The 25291-nt window shown below is 74.9% G+C and carries 22 protein-coding genes; 7 read left to right on the forward strand and 15 right to left on the reverse strand.

Annotated elements, in window-relative coordinates; all coding sequences use genetic code 11:
* Positions 1–161: 161 nt before the first annotated feature.
* The gene (locus tag AC6CH9_RS19560) at positions 162–1928 is read right to left on the reverse strand and encodes a M28 family peptidase (protein WP_498156381.1); all 1767 of its coding nucleotides are present in this window, start codon (positions 1926–1928) and stop codon (positions 162–164) included.
* Between the two features lie 209 nt (positions 1929–2137).
* On the opposite strand from AC6CH9_RS19560, the gene AC6CH9_RS19565 reads away from it, so the two are divergent.
* The 4 genes from AC6CH9_RS19565 to AC6CH9_RS19580 all read left to right on the forward strand — a co-directional run bounded on the left by AC6CH9_RS19565 (position 2138) and on the right by AC6CH9_RS19580 (position 6638).
* The gene (locus tag AC6CH9_RS19565; RefSeq protein WP_498156382.1) at positions 2138–3475 is read left to right on the forward strand and encodes an exonuclease domain-containing protein; all 1338 of its coding nucleotides are present in this window, start codon (positions 2138–2140) and stop codon (positions 3473–3475) included.
* Positions 3472–4482 (forward strand): hypothetical protein, encoded by a 1011-nt coding sequence (locus AC6CH9_RS19570; protein WP_498156383.1) that lies wholly within the window; start codon positions 3472–3474, stop codon positions 4480–4482. Before AC6CH9_RS19565 ends, AC6CH9_RS19570 begins: the two co-directional genes overlap by 4 nt.
* A gap of 153 nt (positions 4483–4635) precedes the next feature.
* Positions 4636–5967: a carbohydrate-binding protein gene (locus tag AC6CH9_RS19575; protein ID WP_498156384.1), complete on the forward strand. Its 1332-nt coding sequence runs from the start codon at positions 4636–4638 to the stop codon at positions 5965–5967.
* Positions 5968–6104: 137 nt separating this feature from the next.
* The gene (locus AC6CH9_RS19580; RefSeq protein WP_498156385.1) at positions 6105–6638 is read left to right on the forward strand and encodes an Hsp20/alpha crystallin family protein; all 534 of its coding nucleotides are present in this window, start codon (positions 6105–6107) and stop codon (positions 6636–6638) included.
* Between the two features lie 128 nt (positions 6639–6766).
* On the opposite strand, the gene AC6CH9_RS19585 is transcribed toward AC6CH9_RS19580, so the two are convergent.
* The gene (locus AC6CH9_RS19585; RefSeq protein WP_498156386.1) at positions 6767–7246 is read right to left on the reverse strand and encodes a heme-degrading domain-containing protein; all 480 of its coding nucleotides are present in this window, start codon (positions 7244–7246) and stop codon (positions 6767–6769) included.
* 25 nt (positions 7247–7271) lie between these two features.
* Here AC6CH9_RS19585 and AC6CH9_RS19590 point away from each other — a divergent pair, with 25 nt between their 5' ends.
* The gene (locus AC6CH9_RS19590) at positions 7272–8660 is read left to right on the forward strand and encodes an ADP-ribosylglycohydrolase family protein (RefSeq protein WP_498156387.1); all 1389 of its coding nucleotides are present in this window, start codon (positions 7272–7274) and stop codon (positions 8658–8660) included.
* A gap of 131 nt (positions 8661–8791) precedes the next feature.
* Here the strand turns inward: AC6CH9_RS19590 and AC6CH9_RS19595 are convergent, their stop codons facing one another.
* From AC6CH9_RS19595 to AC6CH9_RS19630, 8 genes are all read right to left on the reverse strand, one after another.
* Positions 8792–10936 (reverse strand): purple acid phosphatase family protein, encoded by a 2145-nt coding sequence (locus AC6CH9_RS19595; protein ID WP_498156388.1) that lies wholly within the window; start codon positions 10934–10936, stop codon positions 8792–8794.
* A gap of 232 nt (positions 10937–11168) precedes the next feature.
* Positions 11169–12854, reverse strand: coding sequence for a collagen-binding domain-containing protein (locus AC6CH9_RS19600; protein WP_498156389.1), 1686 nt, complete (start codon positions 12852–12854; stop codon positions 11169–11171).
* A 186-nt stretch (positions 12855–13040) separates the two neighbouring features.
* A complete protein-coding gene (locus tag AC6CH9_RS19605) occupies positions 13041–13376 on the reverse strand; it encodes a nuclear transport factor 2 family protein (RefSeq protein ID WP_498156390.1) in 336 nt (111 codons plus the stop codon).
* 18 nt (positions 13377–13394) lie between these two features.
* The gene (locus AC6CH9_RS19610) at positions 13395–14255 is read right to left on the reverse strand and encodes a PaaX family transcriptional regulator (protein WP_498156391.1); all 861 of its coding nucleotides are present in this window, start codon (positions 14253–14255) and stop codon (positions 13395–13397) included.
* Positions 14252–15541, reverse strand: coding sequence for a kynureninase (locus AC6CH9_RS19615; RefSeq protein WP_498156392.1), 1290 nt, complete (start codon positions 15539–15541; stop codon positions 14252–14254). The genes AC6CH9_RS19610 and AC6CH9_RS19615 overlap by 4 nt, the downstream gene beginning before the upstream one ends.
* Entirely contained in the window at positions 15538–16620 is a 1083-nt protein-coding gene (locus tag AC6CH9_RS19620; protein WP_498156393.1) for an amidohydrolase family protein, read from the reverse strand. Before AC6CH9_RS19620 ends, AC6CH9_RS19615 begins: the two co-directional genes overlap by 4 nt.
* Positions 16617–17486 carry a tryptophan 2,3-dioxygenase gene (locus tag AC6CH9_RS19625; protein ID WP_498156394.1) on the reverse strand — a complete coding sequence of 290 codons (870 nt, stop codon included), beginning with the start codon at positions 17484–17486 and terminating at the stop codon, positions 16617–16619. Before AC6CH9_RS19625 ends, AC6CH9_RS19620 begins: the two co-directional genes overlap by 4 nt.
* Positions 17487–17552: 66 nt before the next feature.
* Entirely contained in the window at positions 17553–18239 is a 687-nt protein-coding gene (locus tag AC6CH9_RS19630; RefSeq protein ID WP_498156395.1) for a histidine phosphatase family protein, read from the reverse strand.
* Between the two features lie 88 nt (positions 18240–18327).
* On the opposite strand from AC6CH9_RS19630, the gene AC6CH9_RS19635 reads away from it, so the two are divergent.
* Entirely contained in the window at positions 18328–19269 is a 942-nt protein-coding gene (locus tag AC6CH9_RS19635; protein WP_498156396.1) for a ribonuclease Z, read from the forward strand.
* A gap of 136 nt (positions 19270–19405) precedes the next feature.
* On the opposite strand, the gene AC6CH9_RS19640 is transcribed toward AC6CH9_RS19635, so the two are convergent.
* On the reverse strand, positions 19406–19831 hold the full coding sequence (locus AC6CH9_RS19640; RefSeq protein WP_021482985.1) for a ChaB family protein: 426 nt from the start codon (positions 19829–19831) through the stop codon (positions 19406–19408).
* A gap of 187 nt (positions 19832–20018) precedes the next feature.
* On the opposite strand from AC6CH9_RS19640, the gene AC6CH9_RS19645 reads away from it, so the two are divergent.
* On the forward strand, positions 20019–20699 hold the full coding sequence (locus AC6CH9_RS19645) for a hypothetical protein (protein WP_498156397.1): 681 nt from the start codon (positions 20019–20021) through the stop codon (positions 20697–20699).
* 83 nt (positions 20700–20782) lie between these two features.
* On the opposite strand, the gene AC6CH9_RS19650 is transcribed toward AC6CH9_RS19645, so the two are convergent.
* The 4 genes from AC6CH9_RS19650 to AC6CH9_RS19665 form a co-directional block, all read right to left on the reverse strand.
* Positions 20783–21568 (reverse strand): glycerophosphodiester phosphodiesterase, encoded by a 786-nt coding sequence (locus AC6CH9_RS19650; protein WP_498156398.1) that lies wholly within the window; start codon positions 21566–21568, stop codon positions 20783–20785.
* On the reverse strand, positions 21565–22956 hold the full coding sequence (locus AC6CH9_RS19655; protein WP_498156399.1) for an ABC transporter substrate-binding protein: 1392 nt from the start codon (positions 22954–22956) through the stop codon (positions 21565–21567). Before AC6CH9_RS19655 ends, AC6CH9_RS19650 begins: the two co-directional genes overlap by 4 nt.
* Before the next feature lie 155 nt (positions 22957–23111).
* Complete coding sequence (locus AC6CH9_RS19660; protein ID WP_498156400.1) at positions 23112–24029, reverse strand: carbohydrate ABC transporter permease; 918 nt, start codon at positions 24027–24029, stop codon at positions 23112–23114.
* Complete coding sequence (locus tag AC6CH9_RS19665; protein WP_498156417.1) at positions 24026–24925, reverse strand: carbohydrate ABC transporter permease; 900 nt, start codon at positions 24923–24925, stop codon at positions 24026–24028. The genes AC6CH9_RS19660 and AC6CH9_RS19665 overlap by 4 nt, the downstream gene beginning before the upstream one ends.
* Between the last annotated feature and the right edge of the window lie 366 nt (positions 24926–25291).

Consider the following 25291-nt stretch of genomic DNA (forward strand, 5'->3'; position numbering starts at 1 on the left):
CGCCACCCGACGGCGCACCGCGGGCCAGCGTAGACCCGGCGAGACCCACCCCGCCGACCGGTCGTGGCGCGCGACGTGCTGCCCACGGCGCACGTCGTCGGACGCAGGCGGGGCCGCCCTCCGTGGAGGACGGCCCCGCCTGTCCGGGTGACCCGGCCGCGTCAGCCGCAGGCGATCGCGTCGTACGCGACGTCGTACGTCTGGGTGTGGTTCTCGCCGCCGCCCGCGAGGCGCGCGACGACGCTCACGGTGCCGGCGTCGACCGACGCCGACCGGGTGGAGAACGACTGGTACGCGTTCGCGTCCGGAGCCACCTGGCCGAACGCCCGCTGCCCGAACGGCGTCACGAGCCGCAGCGAGACGGGCTCGTCCTCGCCGTTGGTCGCGCGGACGGCGACGTAGGCCTTGCCGTTGAGGCACCGTGCCTCCGCCTCGATCCCGTCGACGCGCGGGTTGCCCACGCCGTTGATCGCGAACGTGTCCTCGGACAGCGACGCGACCGCGTGGCCGATCGCGCGCGACATGATGTCGAGCGCGGTCGCGTCGACGTTGTCGATCGTGTCGGCCGGCGAGTGGTAGTTGGGGTCGTAGAAGATGCCCTCGGTGCCGCCGAACAGCGCGACCTCCTCGGCCGTCTTCGAGCCGTCCGCCCCCGTGAACAGGCCGGACGCCGGGACGCCGTTCTCGATGAACGCCTGGTAGTCGGAGCGTCCGGAGAACTCGGTGTCGACCCACGCCTGGTCGATGCCGTCGAAGTAGTCGGTGAACACGGCCTCCGTCTCGGCCGAGCCCGGCGGCACCTCGACGGGCGCGGGGTACGTCGACTCGTTCGCGTCGTACACGCCGATGATGTAGTTCGGCGAGCCGACCATGTCGAAGTTGAGGTACGTCGCGATGTCGTCGAGCGCCGCGGGGTCGTTCGCGGCGAGGTCGCTCACGTAGTGGGTCGAGCCGCGCAGCCCGACCTCCTCCGCGCCCCACCACGCGAACCGGACGGCGTTCTCGACGTCCTGGCCGCCGTCGGTCGCCGCGGCGAGCTGGACCGCGACCTCGAGGATCGCCGCGGACCCGGAGCCGTTGTCGTTGATGCCCGGCCCGTCCTCGACGCCGTCGAGGTGCGCGCCGACCATGACGACGTTGTGGTCGCGGCCGCCCGGCGTCTGGGCGAGCACGTTGAACGTCTCGAACTCCTCGACGTGCGTCTGGAGGTCGTACGTCGCGACCGCCTCGGCCCCGCCCGCGATCGCGGCGAGGATCGCCTGGCCGTCGGCCTGCGTGATGCCCACGGTCGGGACCCAGACGTCGCTCGCCTCACCGAGGGTCGGGTTCAGCGCGCCGTCGGTGTTGTTGTAGAGGATGACGGCGGCGGCACCCGCCTCAGCGGCGAACCGGGCCTTGTCCGCGAACGGGCACGCGCCGCGGCTGACCAGCGCGACGGCCCCCTCCACGGCGACCCCGTCCCAGGTGTCGGCGGTGCAGCCCTGGACGAGCGCGTCGGCGGGCTGGACGATCGGGCCCGTGACGCCGTCGTCCGGGGTGTCCGGCGCGAACTCGGCCGGGTAGACGTCCGACGTCACCTCGACGCCGGCCGCGGTGAGGGACAGGTCGTCGATGACCAGGTCCTCGAACGTGAAGTACTGGCGCTCGGGCTCGTAGCCCGCGGCCCGCAGGGCGTCCTCGACGTAGACGGCGCTCGCCTCGTAGCCGGGCGTCTCCATCGCGCGGTTGCCGCCGTTGGCGTCCGCGATGTCCTGGAAGTCCTGGAGCCGCTGCATGACCGCGTCGCCGGTGACGAGGTCCTCGAGCGGGGGCGGCCCGTCGGCGGCTCGGAGGCCGCCTCCGGGGGCAGCGCCGACGGGCGCTGCGGTCAGCGCCGCGAGCACGAGGCTCGCGGCGGCGGCAGACGGGACGATCGTTCGTGGTCTCACGCATCCTCCTCGACAGTGGCCCCCGCCGACCGACCCCGGTCGTGTCGGGGTCCGGCCGAGTCGCACACGAGACGCGACGCTGCGGAGGCTCGTGTGCTCGCGAGCGTAGGCCCACAACTCCCTGCGCGAAACCCCTGCGCGTGCACGGGTCGCCGCGCGGTCCGCCCGGGTGGTGACGAGGCGTGGGCGGCGTCGGGCAGACTGTGCCCGTGCCCGGATTCGCCGTCGTCGACCTCGAGACCACGGGGTTCTCCCCTCGCCTCGGCGACCGGGTGGCCGAGGTCGCGGTGGTGCTGGTCGACGCCGCGGGCCGGGTCGAGGACGAGTGGTCCACCCTGGTCAACCCCGAGCGCGACCTGGGCCCCCAGCACGTGCACGGCATCGCGGCGGCCGACGTCGCGCTCGCCCCGACGTTCGACCGCGTCGCCCCCGTGCTCCTGCGCCTGCTCGCCGGGCGCGTCCTCGTGGCGCACAACGCCGCGTTCGACACGCGGTTCCTGCGCGCGGAGATCGGGCGCGCGGGCATCGCGGCCGCGATCGACCCCGTCGCGTGCCTGTGCACGCAGCAGCTCGCGAGCCGCTACCTCACGGGCTCGCGCGCGCTCGCCGCGTGCTGCGCGGCGGTGGGCGTCGTGCACGACGGCGTCCACTCGGCCCTGGGCGACGCGCGCGCGACCGCGGGGCTGCTCGGGTACTACCTCGACGTGGCTGCCGACGACGAGTGCTGGGACGTGGCGCGCGCCGCGGCCGACGGGGTGCGGTGGTCGCTGCCCGCCGCGCTCCCCTGCGTGGAGCCGGTACTGCGGGGCGCGAGCCGCGCCCACGGTCACTGGCTCGCCGGGCTCGACGAGGCGCCGGGCGCCCGCACGGGTGCCGCGCCCGCACGGACCGAGCGCCCTGACGTCGACACCGCGACCTACCTGCGCCTGCTCGACGCCGCGCTCCTCGACCGCTACGTCTCGCACTCGGAGCGCGCGGCGCTCCTCGCCGAGGCGCGGCGGGCCGGGCTCGACCGCGCCACGGTCGAGAGCGTGCACCGCGACTACCTGACCGCCCTCGCCCGGGCGGAGCTCGACGCCCTCGACGGCGCGACCGCCACGGGCGACCGGGACGGCGACAGGTCCCTGCTCGACGACCCCGCGCTGCACGAGGTCGCGGGCCAGCTCGGCCTCGACGCCGACGACGTCGCCGGCGCCGTCGAGGCGGCGCTCTCCGCGCGGCTCGCGGACGACCTTGCCGTCGCCCTCCGCCCCGCGTTCGTGCTCGCCGAGGGCGACGAGGTCGTGCTCACCGGGTCGATGTCGCGCACACGCGAGGCCTGGGAGCGCGACGCGCGCGCCGCGGGCCTCTCCCCCTGGCCCTACGTGACGCGCCGGAGCCGGCTCGTCGTCGCCGCCGACCCGGACTCGCTCTCGACGAAGGCTCGCACCGCACGCCGCTACGGCATCCCCGTCGTCACCGAGGCGGCCTTCGCGGCCCTGCTCGCCGCCGGGGACCCGGCGAGCGGGCGCACGTCCGGCACAGGGGTGCGACGCTGGGCGTCATGAGCCCGAAGGCCCCGCGCGGCGCCGACACCCCGGTCGGGGACGGTACCGACGTCGACGCGCTCGTCGACCGGCTCTTCGCGCTGCCGCTCGAGCAGTTCGTCGTCGCCCGCACGGCTGCGGCGAAGGAGATCAAGGCGTCGGGGGACGCCGTCGGCGCGGAGCGCGTGGCGCGGCTCGCCAAGCCGACCGTGGCCGCGTGGGTCGTCAACCAGGTCGCGCGCGAGCGGCCCGACGACGTCGCCGCGCTCGTCAGCCTGGGCGACGAGCTGCGCGACGCCACGACCGACCGTGACCGCACGCGCATCCGCACGCTCGACCGGCTGCGCCGCGAGCGCGTGGAGCGGGTCGTGGGCGAGCTGCGCGACGCGGGCGAGGTCGCGGGCCGGGCGGTCTCCGCGACGGCGCTCGACCGGCTCGCCGAGACGCTGACCGCCGCCGTCATGGACCCGGACGCGGGCGCGCTCGTCCGCGCCGGTCGGCTCTCGCAGGCTCTCCAGCACGTCGGGTTCGGGATCGTGGACGAGGGCGGCGAGCCCGCCGACGTCGTCGAGCTCCGGGCGCGGACCGGCGGCACCGCGGGCGCTCCAGGAGCCGCAGACCCGGCGACGGGCACGACGCGCGGCGGGCGCGGCGCCCGGTCCGCGCGGGCCTCCGGCCCGGCCGACGGCGAGCCTCCCGAGGAGGACGCCGTGGCGGCCGCCGAGCGGGAGGTCGAGGAGACGGCGGCCGAGGTCGACCGCCTCGAGGCCGAGCGCGACGAGGCGGACGCGCGCGTGCGCGCGGCGGGCGACGCCGTCGGGCAGGTGGAGGACGAGCTCGGGCGCGTCGAGGACGAGCTGGCCCGGCTCGCCGACGAGCGCGAGGACCTGCGCGCGCGGCTCGCCGAGGCGCGCGACGCCGTGGCCGCGGCCCAGGAGTCGCTCGACGGCGCCGACGCGCGGCTCGACGCCGCCGAGGAGCGCGCAGCGGCCGCCCGCAAGGCCCGGCGCGCCGCGCGCCGCGGCTGAGCGGACCCGCCCGGTCCCGGCGTCCGCCGCGTGGGTGCCGTGCGGGCCGGCGCGCTACGCAGCGGTAGGGAATCCCCGTACGCCGGTGCGGGAGAACCACACGATCGGCCGCCGACCGTTGACCTGCGGCGGGTGCGGCGGCACCGTCGGCCCATGCCCCGCACCGCACGCGGCGACGCCGCCCACTCGCTCCCGGCCCCGACCTCGGCTCCGGCCCGGCCCCGTCGCGGCCTCACGGTGCTCGTCGGGATGGTCGTCGGAGCCTGCGCCGCGCTCGCCGGGGCGCCTGCCCTCGCCGCGAGCGCGGTGGCGAGCGACGCCGTCATGCACGTCGCCACCGCGAACGAGCTGCGCGCCGCGCTCGCCGCCGCCACGCCGGGCCAGACCATCGAGCTGGCCGACGGGACGTACGTCGGCAACTTCAAGGTCACGGGACGGGCCGGGACGGCGAGCGCGCCCGTCGTGCTGCGCGGGAGCGCGGCGGCCGTGCTGCGGACGTCGAGCGGCGGCGGGAACGTCCTGCACCTCACCGACGCCGACCACTGGACGGTGCAGGGCATCACCGTCCAGCACGGGCAGAAGGGCATCATGGTCGACTCGTCCGACCACGTGACGATCGACGCCGTCACGGTGCACGACCTCGACATGGAGGGCATCCACTTCCGGTCGTCGAGCGCATACGGGGTCGTGCGCGGCTCGACGATCCACGACACCGGCCAGAACCTGCGCGGCATGGGCGAGGGGGTCTACGTCGGCTCGGCGAACGACTACTCCGACCGCTCCGACCACGTGCAGATCCTCGACAACACCATCGGGCCGCTCGCCCGCGGGGAGAACGTCGACGTCAAGGAGGGGACGACCGGTGGCCGGATCGCGGGCAACACGTTCGTCGGCGACGGGCTCACGGGCGCGAACTTCGACGACTCGTGGGTCGACGTGAAGGGCAACGACTACGTCGTCGAGCACAACGTGGGGACGGCCACGACGAAGTCCGGTCTCCAGACGCACCAGCAGTCTCCCGGGTGGGGCTGCGGGACGGTGTTCCGCGGCAACCACGCCGACCTCACCGGCGCGACCGGCAGCGGCCGGTACGCGATCGAGGTGACGGTGCACGACCCCGTGACCTGCCCGGTCACGGTGACGGACGACAACACGGTCGTCGGCGGCGACGGGCTCGTGAACCCCGGCGTCCCCGTGGTGGCCGCGGGCGGCACGCCCACCCCGGACCCGGAGCCAGAGCCGGAGCCGGAGCCGGAGCCGGAGCCGGAGCCGGAGCCGGAGCCGACGGGCACCCCCACGCCGGAGCCCGAGCACCCCGCGGAGTGCGACGACGCGGCCCTCACGGCGTGGTCCCCGACGGCCGTCTACGTCGGGGGTGACCGGGTGCTCCACGGCGGGAGCCTGTGGCGGGCACGCTGGTGGACCCAGGGCGAGGCGCCGTCGTACGCCGCCTGGGGGCCGTGGCAGCACGTCGCGCTCTGCTGACCGCACGGGGTCGGGTCGCGCTGGTCGAGCCCCGTCGTTCGTCGTCCGCGAACGCGGGACTGAGCCGGGCACGCTCAAGGTTGGAGAGGTCAGGACGCCACGGGCCGACCGTGGCACGACAGACCTGGAGGACCACCATGATCAGCACCTACACCGTGGCACCGTTCCGCCCGCTGCCCACCGAGCGCGTCGTGCGCCAGCTCTGGACACGGCCGAGCGGCGCGCCCGTCGCGCGGACGGGGTTCGCGCCCGCCGCGGACGTCTACCGCGAGGGCGACGACCTCGTCGCCCGCTTCGACCTCCCGGGCGTCGACCCGGAGCGCGACGTGACCGTCGAGCTCGAGGGCCGTCGCCTCGTGGTCCGCGGCGAGCGTCGCGACCAGCGGGTCGTCGACGCCCCCGCGGCGGAGACGACCGAGACGGCCGACGGGGAGCAGCCCGAGTCGGGCACGGACGAGACCGGCGCCGACGAGGCGGCCGAGGTCGCCCCGGCCGGGCGCCGCGTCCGCGAGGTGCGGTTCGGCGAGTTCCGCCGCACCGTCACCCTGCCGAAGACCGCGGAGGCCGACGCCGTCCGCGCGTCCTACGACGCGGGCGTGCTCACCGTGACCGTCGCCGGCGTGTTCGCCGGGCGCGCTCCCCAGCGCATCGCGGTCACGCGCGCGGCCTGACGCCGCACCGCCGGCGCGACGTCCGTCGTCGCGCCGGCACCCTGACCCCGGTCGCGCCCGCCCCCTGCGCGACCGGACCACGGACGGGGCCGGCGCCCTCGGGTGCCGGCCCCGTCCGTCTGCCCGGCTCAGCCGAGGAACGACCGCAGGGCCTCGGTGACGAGCGCGTGGTCGTCGCCCTGGGCGAGCCCGGACACCGTCACGACGCCGACGATGCCGACGCCCTCGACCCGGACCGGGAAGGCGCCGCCGTGGGCGGCGTACTCCTGGAGCGCGAGCTGGTGCTGCTCGGCGAACGTCGTCCCCTTCGCCCGGGCGCGCAGGCCCACGAGGTACGACGACGCCCCGAACCGCTCGACGACGCGCACCTTGCGCTCGACCCAGGAGTCGTTGTCCGGGGTCGTGCCCTCGCGTGCCGCGTGGAACACCTGTTGCGGGCCCTTGCGGACGTCGATCGTCACGGGCAGGTCGCGCTCGTCGGCGAGCTCGACGAGCAGGCAGCCGAGCCGCCACGCGTCGTCGTGCGTGAAGGTGCGGAGCACGAGGTCGCGCTCGTCCGCCTCGACAGAGGCGATGAGGGCGGCGAGGTCGTCGAGCGTCGTGGTCATGCCGTCATCGTGGCACGATCGCGCCGTGACCACGACGCCGCCTCCGCCCGCCCGTGCGCTCCTCGACCCGCTCGACCACGCCCTGCTCGACCGCGCGTCGGGCGTGCTGCTCGCCCAGGCGGCGGGCGACGCGCTCGGCGTGCCGTACGAGTTCGCGCAGCCGCCCGGCCCGGGGCAGCCGGAGGCGGTGGCGGTCATGCGCGGCGGCGGCCTCGGCCCGTACGCCCCCGGCGAGTGGAGCGACGACACCCAGATGTCGGTGTGCGTCGCCCGGGTCACGGCCGCCCACGACGTGCTCTCCCCCGTCCCGGACGCGTTCGGCGCGACACCGCTCGACGAGATCGCGGCTGCGTTCGAGGCGTGGCGCACCGGGGGCGCGACCGACGTCGGGACGCAGACCGCCGCCGTGCTGCGCGACGCCGCAGCCCGCCGGGGACCCGCCGCGACGCGCCTGCGCGAGGCGTCCGCAGCACTGCACGCGGCGACCGGTCGCACGGCCGGGAACGGCGCGCTCATGCGCACGGGCGTCGTCGGGCTGGTCGCTCTCGACGACCGGGACGCGACCGCCCGCGCGGCCCGGGCCGTCGCGGAGATCACGCACACCGACCCGCTCGCCGCCGAGTCGTGCGTGCTCTGGTCGGAGGCGGTGCGCGTCGCCGTGACGGAGCAGCGGCTCGACGTGCGCGCGGGGCTGGACCTCCTCGACCCGGACGCGGCGGCGCGCTGGTCCGCGTGGATCGCGGACGCCGAGCTCGCACGGCCCGCGGCGGACCTGCGCCAGAACGGCTTCACCGTCACCGCCCTCCAGGCCGCGTGGCACGCGATCGCGACCGCGACGCCGCCGGAGCGCTCCCGGTTCGCGGGCCGGGACCACCTCGTCGCTGCGCTCCAGGCCGCGGTCGCGACCGGCGGCGACACCGACACCGTCGCGGCCGTCGCGGGTTCGCTGCTCGGCGCGCGGTATGGCGCCCGCGCGGTGCCCGACGACTGGTCGGCAGCCGTGCACGGCTGGCCCGGCATCGGCCGGCGCGTCCTCACGGCGCTGGCGCGCCGCACCGCCCAGGGCGGTCTCGTGCGCTCCGACGCGCTGCTCCTGCCCGACGGCGACGCGCGGCCCGCCCATCACTGTCCGGTGTGCGGCACGCTGCTCCGGGAGAATCCCCGCTACCCGCGGCACGTGTGCGCGTGGTGCGCGGCCGACGTCACCGACGAGGCGGGTCGCCCCGTCGTGCTGGCGAACGCGAGCCTCACGGGCGGGTTCACCGCGCATCGGCCGGACGGATCGCCGGCGTCGCCCGAGGTGCTCGCCGGCCGGGTCTGGATCGGCGGCGTCGAGCACCGGGCGGGCGAGGCCCGCTTCGGCGGGACCGTCGTCCAGCCCTTCGACGACGCGACCGGACCCCGCCCTTCCTGAGGCACCGCGCCTGGGGCCATCGTCGCCCGCACGTGGCGAACCCGGGGTCACGCGTCACCGGACGATCCGGGTGACGCGCGACCCCGGGTTCGCCGGGCCGGACGGCCGGTCGCTTCGGGTGCGTCCGCGGCCTAGCCGCAGGTGACCGCCGGGTAGGCGGCGTCCTGCGCGGAGGAGGCGCCGCCGTCGGGCAGGGTGCCCGTCACCGTGACGGAGCCCGCCTCGACCGCGACGGACCGCGTCGAGAACGACTGGTACGCGGCCTTGCCCGGCGCGACCGCCGCGAACGTGCGCGTGCCGAACGGCGTCGCGAGCGTGACGTCCGCCGGGACGTCGCCGGTGTTCGTCGCCCGGACCGCGACGTACGCGGTGCCGGCGAGACAGCGCGCGCTGGTCTCGACGTCGAGCGCGGGGCCTCCCGCGTCGTCGCGCTGGAGCGTCACCCGGTCGACGACGCGCTGCGACCCGGTCGCGTAGGTGGTGACGGTCAGCGACGTGGGCGTGACGTCGAGGTCGGAATAGCTCGCCTCGCGCGACTGCTCCCACCGCGCGGTCCACGGCTTGGCGCCGTCGAAGTCGTAGAACTTCGAGCCCGACGACGAGTTGCCCGTGAGGTAGAGGACCTGGCCCTCGTCGGGAGTGAGCACGTCGCCCTCGGCCGGCGCCGCGGCCGGGACGACGGGCGTCGCGCCCTCCATGAGGTACGAGCGCGTGTAGATGTGGTCGTGGCCCGCGAGGACGAGGTCGACGCCCAGGTCGCTGAAGACGGGCGACAGCGCCTCGCGCATGCGGATCACGTCCGTGTCGCGCGAGTGGAACGCCTGGCTGTAGAGCGAGTGGTGGAACGTCACGACGACCCAGTCGTACGCGTCGCCGTGCGTGCCGATCACGTCGCGCAGGAACGCCTCGTGGCCGGCGATCTCGGCCGGGTCGGAGTCGTTCGAGTCGATCGCGACGACGAGCACGTTGTTGTAGGAGTACCAGTAGTCGCGGCGCTGCTCGGTCGACAGGTTCGGCATCGCGTAGTGCTGGTCGTAGAGCGCGGACGCGGTGTCGTGGTTGCCGTCCTGGACGGCGAAGCGGAGCTCGCGCATCTGGCGCGGCGCGAGGAAGCCCGTGTACTGCTGGGTGCTGCCCGCGTTCTCCACCTGGTCGCCGGCGGAGATGAGGAACGCCGTGTCGGGGTGCAGCGCCGTCATCGTGTCGAGGTTCGAGGCCCACCGCGTGGCGTCGTTCGCCGCGTTGCCGCTCGCCCCGATCTGCGCGTCGCCGATGAACAGCGCGCTGAACTCGTCGCCGAACGTGCCCGTCGTGAAGGCCGTCGGCTCCGACCAGCCGGTCGCCGCGCTGCCCACGCGGTAGACGTAGGCCGTGTCCTCCTCGAGCCCGGTGATCGTCGCGTGGTGGTAGGTCGCGCCGTCCGCGGCCGTGCCGTCCCGGGACGACGACGTCGCCGCGGCCCGCCAGTCGACCTCGCCGTCGTCGGCGCGGGCCCACTGCACCTCGCCCGCGCCGGGCAGCGTCGAGAACCACGCGACGTTCGCCTGCGTCTCGTCCGCGCCGACGTTGAGGGCGACGTCGCGCACCTCGCCGTGCGTCGGGACGAGCGAGCGCACGTCGAGGTAGATGTCCGAGCTCGTCGGCGCGTCCTGGTAGAGCGCGACGGAGATCGTGTTCTCGCCGGGCGCGAAGGCACCGGACGGGATGACGAACGTGCCCGTCACCGGGTCCGTGCGGCCGTTGCCGTGGTACTGGAGGTTCTCCGTGATCTCGCGCCCGTCGTCGCCCAGGCGCACGACCTCCTCGCCGTTCACGTAGACGATCGCGGCGTCGTCGTACACGATCTCGCCCTCGAACGCGGGGACCCCGTCGAGGTCCGCCGCGGTGAGCTCCACGTCGGTGCGGAAGAAGAACGTGGGGACGTCCGTCGTCGTGCCCTCGATGTACTGGGCGAGGAGCGTGGTGATCGGGAACGCGGCGCCGATACCCGTCGCTGCGCCGCGCTTCGCGCCGAACGCGCCCGTCGCTGTCTTCCACGCGGAGTCGTCGAACGCCGTCGTCGTCCAGACGCGCTGGTCCGCCGAGGCGCCGGCCGGGTTCGTGTTGTCGTCGAGGTAGCGCCAGGTCGTGCCGGACGTCGAGAGCAGGGACTCGTCTGCGGCGGCCGTCGGGGTCGCGGTCGCGGCGACGAGCACCGTGCCGACGAGCGAGACGGCGAGCGCCGACGCCGCCGCGCGCGTCAGCGCGCCGGGCAGCCGGGAGGCGTGCGGGTTCATGGGTTCCTTCGCAGGTCAGGGGTCCGCGCGGCGACGACCGTCGGACCACCGTGGCGGCGCCGGACCCGTGGTGGGAAGCGCTGTCACCGTACGGAGCCGGAGTGGCGGGCACCCGTCGTCCCGGTGAACTCCCGAGGGCGGGAAGGTGGCCGTCCCGGACGTGCCCGGGACAGGACGACGCCGCGCCCCCGAGGTCGGGGACGCGGCGTCGGGCCGCGCGCGAGGTCGCGGGTCAGGCGTCCTGGCGGCGGCGCAGGAGGAGGACCGTGGCCCCCAGCGCGACGAGCACGAGCGCCGCGAGCGCGACGCCCCCGGCCTGCACGCCGGTCGTGGCCAGGCCGTCGGAGCCGCCGTCGGCGGCAGGAGGCGTCGGGGCGTCGGGCGTGACGGGCGCGGTCGGGGTCGTGGGCTCGGTCGGGGTGGGGGTCGACGGCGTGGGCGTCGGCTCGACCGGCGCGTCCGCCGTGTTGGTCAGCACCACCGCGACGTCCGCCGTCGTGCCGATCTCGACGCGCACGGTCCCGTCGTCGCCCGGCTCGACGCCGGCGCCGTCCACCTGCCACGCAGGCTCGCCCCACTCGACGCCGTCCACGGCGGGGAAGCCCGGCTCGGACAGCACGACCTCGGTGCCGAGCGGGAGGTCGTCGACGGTCGCGGAGCCATCGACGGGCACGGTGAGCTCGCCCGTCGTCCCGTCCGCGTCGTACGCGACGGTGAAGGTCGTCCCGTCCGGCACGGTCGAGGCCGCGTCGCCCGCGAGGCGCTTGGTGACCGTGAGGCTGCCGGTCTCCACGACGGGCTCGGTGGCGCACGGGATCGATCCGGCGAAGAGGTAGGCGTGCGCCTCGCCGCCGAGCAGCGTGAGGTTCCGCGCGACGACCTGGCCGTCGAGCGGCGCCGCCTCGACCGTGAGGTCCGCGGTCGGGGCGTAGACCGACCCGTCGAGGCGCGTCCCGCCGGTGCCGAGGGTGACCGCGCCGTCGAGCCGCGAGAGGTCCCACAGGACGTGACGGGCCGCCGCGCCCTCGGCGCCGAACACCGAGCCGCGCAGCGCGGTCGTCCCGGCGGGGACGGAGACGATCAGCGGGGTGTCGGCCGACGGGAGCACGCCGTCCGCGAACTGCACCGTGTACGCGTCCGCGATCGTCGCGTAGTCGACGACGTTCGGCCGCCCGGGCTCGAGCGCCGAGAGGACGACGCGGTCGCCGGCTTCCTCGGCCACCGTGAGCACGTGGGCCGCACCGCTCGGGACGAGGTCCGCGAGGCACTGGCGCACCTCGGCCGGCCCCGTGGCGCCCGCCTCGACGTACGCGGCGACGGAGTCGCGCTCGGTCGCCACGGTCGCGGCGCCGTCGGGCCACGTCTGGTTGGTCGCGTCGATCGACGGGGCCTCGTCGACATCGGTGCGGTACCGCACCCAGTCGCCGCGCTGGTACGTGCCGAACGCGGGGTCGGCACCGACGACCTTGAGGTAGCCCTCGAGCTCGAGCCCGCGGCCCGCCGGGACGCCCGCGTTGGAGATCTGCGCCAGGCCGGACGTCGGCGCGTACGACCCGACGAGCAGACGGGTCGGGTCGCCGTCGACGGTCGGGATCGTGTAGTCCGCGGTCCCGGCCACCTGGTGGACGATCGGGTACATGCCGCCCTCGGCCCGGACGGTCAGCTCGCCGCCAACGGCGACGGACCCCTCCGTCTCGTGGTTGTCGAGGCGGGCGTCCTCGCGTGCGTAGACGCTGAAACCTCCGGCCAGGTCGAACGGGTTGATCGCGTCGGCGGCCGCGGCGCTCGTCGCGGGGACGACGAGGCCGGCACCGGCGAGGAGGCCGACGGCGAGGACCGCGGCGGCCGGGCGTCGCCGCCGGAGGCGACGGGGGGTCGAGGGGAGCTGCTGTTCAGGTGTCAGGGTCGAGCGGGTCATCACTACCTGGATCTCGGTGTCGCGGGCGACGGGGTCGGACGACCCGTCCCGACCACCGTAGGCAGACCTGGACGGTCGTCCAGGTCTGGGTGCCGGGTGAAGTCACACCGGTGTGATCAACCCCACCAGCACAGCCCACGCAAGGATCCGCATGTGTCGGTCATGTCCGGAACGCGGGCACCGGGCTCAGGAGATGACGAGACGCGCGATCAGTCCGTCGTGCAGGAGGATCGTGAAGGTCGCGGGACCGTTGTACCCGTCGCCGGACACCGTGAGGTCGAGCAGGACCTCGTCCGGGGTCGCGCCGTCGCGCAGCCCTGTCACGTCGAAGCGCGACCGTCTGCCGATGTTGTCCGTGCGGTCCCAGCTCGCGAGCTCGTCGTGCCCGCGGAACTGACGACCCCAGTCGTCGAGGAACCCGTCGTCGGTGAACGCGGTGAGGAAGCGCGCGGGATCACCCGCGTTCGTGGCGTCGATGAGGGTCCGCAGGGCGGGCGGGAGGTCGGGCGTGGGGTCGCTCATGTGCCCACTGTGCCCCCGTCAGCGCCCGACGACGACCTGGACGTGCCGCGACGCGACCGTCGCGAGCGACGTGCGGAGGTTGTCGAACAGGGCCACGCTCGCGGCACCGGGCCAGTCGGCGGGCAGGGCCGAGGACGGCAGCCCCGGGTCTGCGTACGGGATCGGCCGCCAGTCGTCGACGGCGCGCACCCACCGGGCGAACGCCTCGCGCGGCGAGCCGTCCTCCGGGGTCGCCGGGGCGCCGTCGGGAACCGTGCCTCGCCCCGACCGGGAGCCTCCGTGGCGCCCGAGGAACGCGCGGTGCAGCGCCGCGACCCGGTCGAGGTCCCACCACCGCGCGGCGACGTCGGCGAACGCGCCCGCGACGCGCGGGCGCCCGGCGACGAACACCGTCGCCGCGTCGCGGACCTCGAGCGCGCCGAGGATCTCCTCGACCTCGTCCACGAGGTGGCCCGGCGCGATCCACAGCCCGTCCGCGACGCTCCCGGCCCCGATCCACGCGAGGTGTCGCCGGAGCTGGTGGCGCACGTCGCGCCGCTCCTCCGGCAGCGAGTACGACACGAGGCACCACGGGTCGTCGTCGCCCTGCTGCCGGTAGGCGAAGATGCGCCGGTCGCCGCGGACGAGCATCGGCCCGGCGTCGGGCGCGAGCCGGTAGGCCGCTCGTCCCTCGACCGTCTCGGGGACGAGCAGCCCCTTGGCCTTGACGCGCGAGATCGCGCTCCGCGCTCCCCCGGGCGCGACACCGAGCGCGCCGAGCAGCTCGACCAGGTCCGCCACCGCGACCGCGCCACCGAGGTCGCGCAGGTACAGCCCGACGACGGTGCGCAGCAACGACGTCGTGCTCCCGGGCCGGGAGTCGAGGTCGTCGAGGATCACGCGGTGCCGTCCGCGCCCGCCGACACTGCCCCGGCGGCCTCCGCAGACGTCCGGGCGCCGAGCACCTCGCGCAGCGCGTCGCGGACCGCCTCGACGCCCACGCGCACCTCCTCGAAGCTCGTGGAGAGCGGGGACAGGCCGAGGCGCAGGCCGTCCGGGCGGCGGAAGTCGGGGATCACGCCGCGCTCCCACAGGAGCGGGAGCGTCGCCTCGAACGCGTCGTGGTCGACGGTGACGTGGCTCCCCCGGCGGTCCGGGTCGCGCGGCGACGCGTACCGCGCGCCGAGCGGGAGCAGCAGGTCGTCCACGAGCGCGGTCGCGTGCTCGGTGAGCGCGAGGGACTTCGCGCGCACCGCCGCGATCCCCGCCTCGTCCACCAGGTCCAGCATGTCCTGCATCGCGAGCATCCCCACGATCGCGGGCGTGCCGGAGAGGAAGCGCCGGACGCCGTCGTGCGGCGCGTAGGCCGGGCCCATCTCGAACGGCGCGGCGCTCCCCATCCAGCCCTGGATCGGCTGGGTCAGCGCGTCCTGCAGGCCCGTCCGCACGTAGCCGAACGCGGGCGCGCCCGGACCGCCGTTCAGGTACTTGTACGTGCAGCCCGCCGCGAGGTCCACGCCCCACGCGTCCAGCTCGACCGGCAGCGCCCCGACCGAGTGGCACAGGTCCCACAGGACGAGCGCGCCCGCGTCGTGCGCGAGCGCCGTGATCGCGGCGGCGTCGCTCACGTACCCCGACCGGTACGCGACATGGCTGAGCAGCACGAGCGCGGTGCGGTCGGAGAGCACCGCGGCGACCTGCTCGGGCGTGACGCCGGCGTCGTGGTCCGGCGTGATCCAGCGCAGCGTCGCGCCGTGCTCGCGCGCGACGCCCTCCAGCACGTAGCGGTCGGTCGGGAAGTTGCCGGCGTCGAGCACGATCTCGTCGCGGCCGGCAACCTGCGGCGCCGAGAGCGCGGCGCGCACGAGCTTGTAGAGGATCACCGTCGTCGAGTCGCCGACGAACGTCTGCCCGGGCGCCGCGTCGAGCGTCACCGCGCCGATCCGGTCGCCGAGCGTGAGCGGGAGGTCGTACCACTCCTCGTCCCAGCCGCGGATGAGCCGCGCGCCCCAGCGCTCGGTCGCGAACCGTGCCAGCCGCTCGGCCGACGCGCGCGTGGGCCGCCCGAGCGAGTTCCCGTCGAGGTAGGCGATCACCTCGTCCGACGTGACGAACGCGTCGCGGAACCGCGCGAGCGGGTCGGCGGCGTCGAGCGCGGCGGAGCGGGCGGCGTGGTCCTCGGTCATGGTCGTCCTTCCGGTGGGGCGAGGTCACGGGTGGGATCACGCTCGACGACGACGGCCCGCGCGAGCCACGTGGCGACGGCATCGGGGTCGCCGAGGTCGGGCGGGTCCCCGGGGACCCAGGTCGCGAGCGATGCGTCCGTGCTCGAGTGCTGCGTCCCGGGACGCAGCACCCGACCGGGAACGCAGCGCTCGGCCGCGGCGTCGTGCGTGAGGGCCGCGACCAGCGCGTGCGCGTCGAGACCCGCCGCCGCGAGCGCCCGCAGCTCGCGCGGGTTCACGCCGAGCGGCAGCGGCCCGTTGCCGAGGTCGGTGCCGTAGACGACCGTCCCGCCGAGCGCGACGAAGCGCCCCACGTTGTCGATCGCGACGTCCTGCTCGGCTGTCGGGCTCCCCCACCCGTGCACGTCGAGCGTGCTCACCCAGCCCACCCGGCTCCCGCCGAACACGACCTGAGGGTCGTTATCCGGCCCTTTTCGACCGTCAGGTCGTGCTCGACGGCGGGCAGGGTCGTGCTCGGGGTGGGGGTGGGGGTGGGGGCGGGCCATCTTGGCGAGAAGGTCGTCGGGCAGGCGCTCGGAGAACGGAGCGTGCGCGAGCCGGTCGACGCCCGCCTCGACGGCGCGCGCCGCCATGCCCTTCCCCTCCACGTGCGCGACGACGTCCCGGCCCCGTGCGTGGGCGTGGCCGACGAGCGCGGCGAGCGTGACGTCGTCGGGCACGGGGCCGGCGCCGGAGTGCAGGGCGACCTTGACGAAGGACGCCCCCGCGGCGACCTGGCGGTCGACGGCGGCGACGGCCGCCTCGGGCGAGCCGACCCCCTCGACGGACCCGGCGGGCGCCCACGACCGGTCCGACGGGTAGCCGCCCGGTGCGGTGAGGAACGCGCCCGCGAACGCGACCTCCGGGAAGCCGGGACGCCCCGGCCACGTGCGCGCGACGTCGGGGACCCATCCCAGGTCGTGCACGACGGCGATCCCGCCGCGCCGCACCGCGACGGGGTCGACGAGGCCGAGGTGCACGTGCGCGTCCGCGAGCGGCGGGAGCCAGGTGCCGCCGTCGCCCGCGCGGCCGAGGCTCACGACCGCCCGATCTCGGTGCGCACTGCGAACAGCTCGGGGAAGAACGTGAGGTCGAGCGCCTTCTGGAGGAACCCGACGCCGCTGGACCCACCCGTGCCACGCTTGGTGCCGATGATGCGCAGCACCGTCTTCATGTGGCGGAACCGCCAGAGCTGGAAGTTGTCCTCGAGGTCGACGAGCTCCTCGCACGTCTCGTACGCGGACCAGTACGTCTCCGGGTCGTCGTAGATGCGCCGGAAGACCTCGACGAGGTCGTCGTCGAGCGTGTGCGCGACGGTGACATCGCGGTCCAGGACCCGCTGCGGGACGTCGTGGCCGTGCCGCGCGAGGTGGCGCAGGAACTCGTCGTAGACGCTCGGCTCGGCGAGCAGCCGGGCGAGCTCGGCGCGGGCGGCGGGCTCGGTGTCGAACACCGCGAGCATGCGCGCGTTCTTGTTCCCCAGCAGGAACTCGACCGCGCGGTACTGCCACGACTGGAAGCCCGACGCGTGGCCGAGGTACCCGCGGAACTGCGCGTACTCGCTCGGCGTGAGCGTCGCGAGGACGGACCACTGCTCGGTGAGCGTGCGCTGCACGTGCTTGACGCGCGCGATGCGCTTGAGCGCGGCGCCCAGCTCGTCGGCGGCGAGCAGGTCGCGTGCGGAGAGCAGCTCGTGCAGCACGAGCTTGAGCCAGAGCTCGGTCGTCTGGTGCTGGACGATGAACAGCATCTCGTCGTGGTGCTCGGGGTCGCTCACGGGCTCCTGCGCGGCGAGCAGCGTGTCGAGGTGCAGGTACGACCCGTACGTCATCTGCTCGCGCAGGTCCGTGACGATGTCGGACTCGAGCGCGCGCTCGTTCGGCGCGGGCAGCGGTGCGTCGGCCATCCGGCGAGCGTATGTCACGAACCTGACGACCGCCAGATCCGTGCGACATCTCGGGGCGACAGCCGATCAGTCGGTCGCGGCGCGGCGCTCCTCCTCCGCGACGGACTCGCCCGTCGGGTCCTCGGCGCCGAGGTCGTCCAGCGCGGCACCGCCGAGCGGCCCGTCGCTCAGGCCGACGAGTCGCCAGCCCGACGCCGGGTCCCCCTCGACCTCCACGAGCCCGGTGTTGGCGAGCGGGGTCCAGGCGAGCAGGTCGAGGTCGACGCCGTCGACGCGCGCGCACGCCCACGCGCGGATCGCCGCCCCGTGCGACACGACGACGGCGGTCCGCCAGCCCGTGCGCGCGACGCTCGCGACGGCGTCGTCGTAGCGGGCGAGGAACTCGGCGCCGTCGGGGCCGCCGGGCATCCGGCGGCCGGGCTCGCCGCGGCCCCAGGCGAACACCGTCTCGAGGTAGGTCGCGTGGTCGTCGTGCTCGGCCGACATCTCCAGGTCGCCCGCGTCGACCTCGCGGAACCCGTCGAGTTCGAGCGGGTCGTAGCCGTGCCGCTCGGCCAGCGGCGCGGCCGTCAGGTGCGTGCGCACGAGCGTCGAGACGGCGACTCCGTCGACGACGCGGTCCGCGAGCGCGTCCGGGATCGCCGCGGCCTGCCGCGCGCCGAGCGCGGTGAGCCCCGGGCCGGGCAGGGCGGTGTCGAGCAACCCGGCGACGTTGGACGGGGTCTGTCCGTGACGGACGAGGAGCAGGCGCATGGTTCTCCAGTTCTCCGGGTTCTCGGCAGGGGGCTCCTGCCACCCTACGAGCCACCGGCGAGCAGAGGCGCCGTGGCAGGCTGGGGCCATGTCCCGCCGCGAGCTCGTCGTCCTCGGGACGGCCAGCATGGTCCCGACCCGCACGCGCAACCACAACGGCTACGTCCTGTTCTGGGACGACGAGGCGATCCTCTTCGACCCCGGCGAGGGCACGCAGCGGCAGATGACGTGTGCGGGCGTGTCCGCGACCGACCTCACGCGCATCGCGATCACGCACCTGCACGGCGACCACAGCCTCGGCCTCGCGGGCGTCTCCCAGCGCATCAGCGGCGACGGCGTGCGGCACACGATCGGGGTGACGTACCCGGCGTCGGGCCAGCGGTGGGTCGACCACCTGCTCGACGCGAGCGCCCACTTCCGCCGCGGGCACCTGGAGCTCCAGCCGCTCACGACGGACGGCGTCGTCCCGCCCGTGACCGGCCGCCCCGCACCGGGGTTCACGCTGCGCGCGGAACGTCTCGACCACACCCTGGAGGCGATGGGCTATCGCCTCGACGAGCCCGACGGCCGGTCGCTCGACCCCGCGCTCCTCGCGCGGTACGGGCTGGCCGGGCCGGCGGTCGGCGAGCTGCAGCGGACCGGCTCCGTCGTCGCGCCCGACGGCCGGACCGTCACCCTGGACGAGGTGAGTGGGCTGCGCCCCGGGCAGTCGTTCGCGTTCGTCATGGACACGCGCCTGTGCGACGCCGTGCACCGGCTCGCGGACGGCGTCGACCTTCTCGTCATCGAGTCGACGTTCCTCGACCGCGACCGCGACCAGGCCGAGCGCTGGGGCCACCTCACGGCCCGGCAAGCCGCGACCGTCGCGGCCGAGGCGGGCGTGCGCTCGCTCGTGCTCACGCACTTCTCGCAGCGCTACCCCGACCCGACGGAGTTCTGGCGCGAGGCCCGCGAGGTGTTCGACGGCGAGCTCACCGTCGCGCAGGACCTCGACCGCGTGCGCGTCCCCCACCGCCGTCGGGCCGCCTGACACCGACGAGCCGACCGCCCGAGGACCACGGCTCTACCTCGCGGAACCAGGGCTCTACCTCGCGGAACCAGGGCTCTACCTCGGCGAGGTAGAGGTGTGGTCGCGCGAGGTAGAGGTGTGGTCGCGAGGGGGGCGGTCAGTCGCCGCGGGCGCGCCGGGTCGCGCGGTCGTTGGCGCGCTGGATCGCCTCGACGAGCTCGTCCTTGGTCATGGTCGAGCGGCCGTCGACGTCGAGCCGGCGCGCGACGTCGAGCAGGTGCTCCTTGGTCGCGTTCGCGTCGACGCCCCCGGCGGTGTCCGTGGTCGAGTCGAGGCCACCCTCCTCGGCCCGCTCGTCGGACGGGCCGGGCTCGTCCTTGGGCTCCCAGTGGTCGCCGATCTTCTCGTGCGTGTGCTTGAGCGCGGCGAACGCGACGCGTCGCGCGCGCTCCTCGGAGCCGTACTGCTCCCTCGCGGCGTCGTAGGCCTTGGCGAACGTGCGCTGCGCCTTCTCGTCGGAGCGCTGCAGCGTGCTCGGGATCTCGGACTGCTTCGCGTCGCCGTCGCGCGTGGTCTTCGGCACGGGTCACCTCCTGCTGCCCGACGGCGGTCGCCGCCTCCTCCGAGCGTCGCGCCGCGCGCGGGGGCTCGCGCGCCGAGCGGGGTCACGTCGGTGACGGGCAGGAAGGCAGCACGGTGGGAAGTGCAGAGGCGCACGACCCCGCGTCCGAGCGAGAGCGTGCCCGGGGTGGCGGACCTACGCTGCCGGGATGTCGAGCGTCCTGCGGTTCCGTGGCCGCATCGCGGGGTGGGGCACGGAGTCGGGGACGCGCGTCGTCGTCGGGCGGTGGGACGCGTCGCCGTTCGGCGCGTTCGCCGACGTCATGGTCGAGCGCCCCGACGGCGAGCGCCTCCTGCTCGCGCCGTCGCCGCAGGTCGCAGACCTCGTCGCGTCGACCTACCGATTCGACCGCGTCGTCCTGACGCCCGTCGCCGTGACGGACGAGACGGCCGACGCGACCGGCGCCCCGCCCGCCGCCGGCGGGGAGAGCGCGACGGGCGCAGCGGCGAGCCGGGTCTTCCATCCGGACTGGCACGTGGTGGCCGGTCCGCTCGAGGCGCGGCTCGTCGTCGGGCCGCGGACGTTCCTGGGGCGCGTGCTGCGCGCGGTGCCGCGTCGCGTCGCGACGTCGCGACACCTGACTCCCCTGACCGACCCGGTCGCGCGCGTCGTGCTGCGCGGCGTCCGGACGCGCGGGAGCGCCGGGCCGGGGCGCGTCGAGCACTACGGCGCGACCGACGTCCGCGCGCTCGTCGCGGCGGAGACGACGTGGGACGTCGAGCCGCTCGGCGACCTGCGCGACGTCGACCCGCCCGTCCGGTTCGGCTTCGGGTCGACACCGCGCCGACCGAGCGTGACCGACGTCGTCACGACGATCGTCGTGCACTGACGCGGCCGCCGAACCCGGGGTTGCGCGGCGCACGACGACCGTCGTGGCGCGCAACCCCGGGCTCGGCAGCGGGACGGATCCGCTCAGACGGGGCGGGCCGAGAGCCAGCCCGCGAGGCGGTCCGGGCGGTCGGTGATGATCGCGTCCACACCGAGCTCGACGGCGGCCGCCCAGTGGTCCGGCTCGTTGAGCGTCCAGACGGCGACCTCGAGGCCGGCGTCGTGCAGGCGCTGCACGAGGCCGGGCTCCTGCAGGAGGAGCAGGCCCATCGGGTTGCACGTCACGACGTCGAGCTCGGCGCACCGCGCGAGAACGTCGTCGTCGAGCGACGCGACGAGCAGCCCGCGGCGCAGGCCCGGGTCCGCCTCGCGCAGCGCCGCGACGGTCTCGGGCCAGAAGCTCTGCGCCACGACCCGGTCGGCGATGCCCGCGAACCGGATCGGCCCCGTGACGCGCCGCACCTGCTCGGGCGTCCACGCGCCCTTGAGCTCGAGCAGCAGGTCCGTGCCCGGGCGTCGCACGAGGAGGTCGACCACCTCGGCGAACGTCGGTACGCGCTGGCCGCCGAACGCCGGGGAGAACCACGACCCGGCGTCGAGCGCCCGGATCGCCGCGCGGTCGAGCCGAGCGACCGTGCCGCTGCCGGACGTCGTCGCGTCCACGGTGTCGTCGTGGATGACCACGGGCTCGCCGTCGGCCGTGAGCTGCACGTCGATCTCGATGCTGTGCGCGCCGGCACGCCACGCCGCCTCGAACGCGGCGAGCGTGTTCTGCGGTGCGACCGAGCTGTTGCCGCGGTGGGCGATGACGCGCGGACGCGCGGACCGCTCCGACCCGACACCCGTCGGCGCGAGCGCCGTGGCCGTCACAGGTACGGCTCCACGTTCTCGGCGTACGCGGTCTCGATGCGCGGCGTGACGGACTCGAACGCCGTCGCCGGGTCGGCGCCCTCGATGACGATCTGCTCGATCGCCTCGTTGAGCAGCGCGTCAGCGCCGGGGACGAACACGCGGACGTCGTCCTGGATGCGCGCCTTGTCGGCGAGCTGGTCGACGGCCGTGCGGAACTGCGGCGTCGCCTCGTAGATGGCCTTCATCGTGTCGGACTCGACGGCCGACGTGCGCACCGGCATGTAGCCCGTGTTCTGCGAGAAGTACGCGGTGTTCTCGGTGTTCGTGAGGAAGGCGAGGAACATCGCCGCGGCGAGCTGCTGCTCGGGCGACTTCGACGACGGGATGGCGAGCCCGGTGCCGCCCGTCGGGGTGCCGCCGCCGTCGGGGCCGTCGGGCAGGTAGGCCGTGCCGACCTCGAACGACGCCGCGTCGAGCGCGCCCTTGAGCGAGCCCGTCGAGCCGATGGTCGAGGCGATGAGACCCGACGAGAAGTCGACCATCGCGTCGTCCGCGGAGAGCGTCGCGACGCCCTTCTCGTGGAACAGGTCGTGCAGGAACTGGCCGCCCGCGACCGACTCCTCCGAGTCCAGCGTGAGGTCGAAACCGTCGGAGTACGCGCCACCCTGACCCCAGATCATGTTCTCGAACCACCACGCGCCCCACGACGGCCCGGTGGACAGGCCGAGCGTCGAGCCGCCGGACGGCACGAGCGGCTTGAGGGACGCGTCCCACTGCTCGAGCTCCTCCCACGTCTCGGGGCCGCGGTCGGGCAGGCCGGCCGCCGTCCACAGGTCCTTGTTGTAGTAGAAGAGCGGCGTCGAGCGCGCGTAGGGCACGGCCCAGTGCTGGTCGTCGTACGCGTAGTCCGCGTAGAGCGCGGGCTGGTAGTCGTCCGCGTCGGCGTCGACGAACTCGAGCACGTCGTCGAGCGGCAGGATCTGGTCGTTGAGGTGGTAGCGGAACCACCAGACGTCGGACGCGATGACGACGTCCGGCAGCTCGTCGGTCTGCGACGCGGCCTGGAAGCGCTGGGCCACCTCGTCGTAGTTGGCGCCCGCGGTCACGAGGTTGACCGTGATGCCGGACTCCTCCTCGAACCGGTCGATGAGCTCCTGCTCGATCTCCTGCGACGTGCCGGGGTGGTTGCTCCACCACGTGATCTCGGACGCGGGCTCGACGGCGGACCAGTCGACGGCCTCGGCCGTCGCCTCGTCGCCCGCGGTGCCGGCGCCGTCGGCCCCGGCCACGCTCGGGCCGGCGCACGCGGTGAGCGCGAGGGCGGTGACCGCCGTGAGGGCGGTGGCTGCGGCGCGGGCCCGACGGCGGCGCGCGGGCCGGCCGACGGGTGCGGTGCGGTGGGACACAGGTGCTCCTTCAGGTCGTGCACCGGGTCTCGGTGCGCTTCGGGGAACCCGGGCCGCTGCGCGCGGACCGGGGAGCTCGGGGGTGGGGGCAGGCACGCAGGTGCGCGGCCCGCCCCGGGTGGGCGCCGTCGTCGGGCACGACGGCGCCGGGCGGGTCAGCCGGTGACGGCGCCGGCCGTGAGACCCGCGACGAGACGGCGCTGGAGGACGAGGAAGACGACGAGGATCGGCAGCGTCACGACGACCGTCGCGGCGAGCAGCACGCCCCAGTTCGTCATGCCGTCGGTGTTCTGCAGCAGCGTGAGGCCGACGGGGAGGGTCATCTTGTCGGGGCGGTCGATGACGAGGAACGGCCACAGGTAGTCGTTCCACTCCGTCACGACGGACACGAGCGCGACGGCCGCGAGCGTCGGCGTGCTCATCGGCACGACGAACCGCCAGAGCTTGCGCCAGTGGCCCGCGCCGTCGAGCTCGGCGGCCTCGAGGATCGAGCGCGGCAGCGTGAGGAAGTGCTGGCGGAACAGGAACGTCCCGAACGCGCTCGCCAGGCCCGGCACGAGGATGCCCTGGTAGGTGTTGAGCCACCCGAGGCTCGCGACGAACGTGTAGTTGGGGATGATCGTGATCTGCGGCGGGATCATGAGCGTCGCGATGACGAGGCCGAACACGACCTTCTTGAACGGGAAGTCGAGGAACACGAGCGCGTACGCGCACGTGAGGCCCAGCGCGACCTTGAGGCCCGCGCCCACGACCGTGATCCCGACGCTGTTGGCGAGGAGTCGCCCGAGCGGGATCGAGTCCGCCGCCTGCGCGTAGTTGTCGAGGTTGAGGCTCCCCGGGAGCCACTGCAGCGGGACGGTGTACGGCTCGGCGGGCGTCTTCATGCTCGCGAGCACCATCCACAGCAGCGGCGCGCCGAGCACGACGGTCGCGAGGACCAGGGCGAGGTAACCGCCCGGCTGGAGGGTCCGGCGTCGGGCCCGCGGGGTGCGGGGTGCGCGCGGCGCGAGCGCGGCGGGCGTGGCGGGCGCGGTCTCGGGGCGCCCGGTCGTGGTGGGCGCGACGGCGCTCATGCGTAGTGGACCTTCCGCTGGACGAACCGCATCTGCACCGCGGTCACCGCGAGCAGCACGAGGAAGAGGACCGTGGCGACCGCCGACGCGTACCCGGCGCGCCCGTTGACGAAGCTCTCCTCGTAGATCGAGTACATGAGGGTCGTCGTCGAGCCGAGCGGGCCGCCCTGCGTCATCGCCTTGATGATGTCGAAGGACTGGAGCGACGCGAGGAGCATCGTCACGACGAGGAAGAACGTCGTCGGGGTGAGCAGCGGCAGCACGATCGAGCGCAGCGTCCGGGCCGACGACGCACCGTCGAGCGCGGCCGCATCCTTCAGGTCCTGCGGGACGGACTGGAGGCCCGCCAGGTAGATGAGGGCGACGTACCCGAGGTTCTTCCACAGGTAGACCACGACGATCATCACGAGCGGCCACGGGCGCTGCGTGTACCACTGCGGCGACGCGATGCCGACCCAGCCGAGCAGCTCCTGGACCAGCCCGTAGCGCGGGTCGAACATGAACAGCCACAGGATCCCGACTGCGAAGCCCGACAGCACGTACGGCGCGAACGCGACGGTCCGGGCGACGCCGCGGCCCTTGAGGCGGCGGTTGAGGAGCAGCGCCAGCCCCAGGCCGAGGATCATCGCGCCGCCGACCGTCGCGAGCGTGAAGACGAGCGTCGTCGTGACGATGCGGCCCGTCGTCGGCGCGGTGAACCACTCGACGTAGTTGCCCAGCCCGACCGGCCGCGCGACCGGCGACCCGAGGTTCCACTGGAGCGTCGAGAGGTAGAAGCTCTGCAGGAGCGGCCGGTAGACAAACACCAGCAGGAGCACGACGTTCGGGCCCGCGAGCAGGAGGGCCCACAGCAGGTTCCGCCGACGGCGGCACGCGCCCAGACGGCTGCGGTGCAGCGCCTGGACCTCGAGGTCGGCGGGGTCCGACGGCGGAGGGCCGGTCGGCGCGTCGGCGCGGCCGGGTCGTGCGGGGGCGGGGTCAGCCACGGCGTCCGACGAGGACGCGCGGGGCGCGCCGGAGGAACCCGGGGTGCCCGGGGTGAAGACGGTGGTCACAGCACAGATCCGCTCGGACGAGGGAGGTGGTCACGGCCGGCGCGGCACCCGCCGTGCGGGTGGGCGGCCACGGCGAGCATAGGAAGCCGCTGCGCCGGATTGATCCGGGAATGTCCGAGTGCGGGAGGAGGCTTCGGGCAACGTTCACCACTTCGTGCCCGGGGTGCCACCGGAGCCTGTGGAGCGGTCACGTGCCGGACACCCTGA

The sequence above is a fragment of the Cellulosimicrobium sp. GQ32 genome (assembly GCF_059758455.1).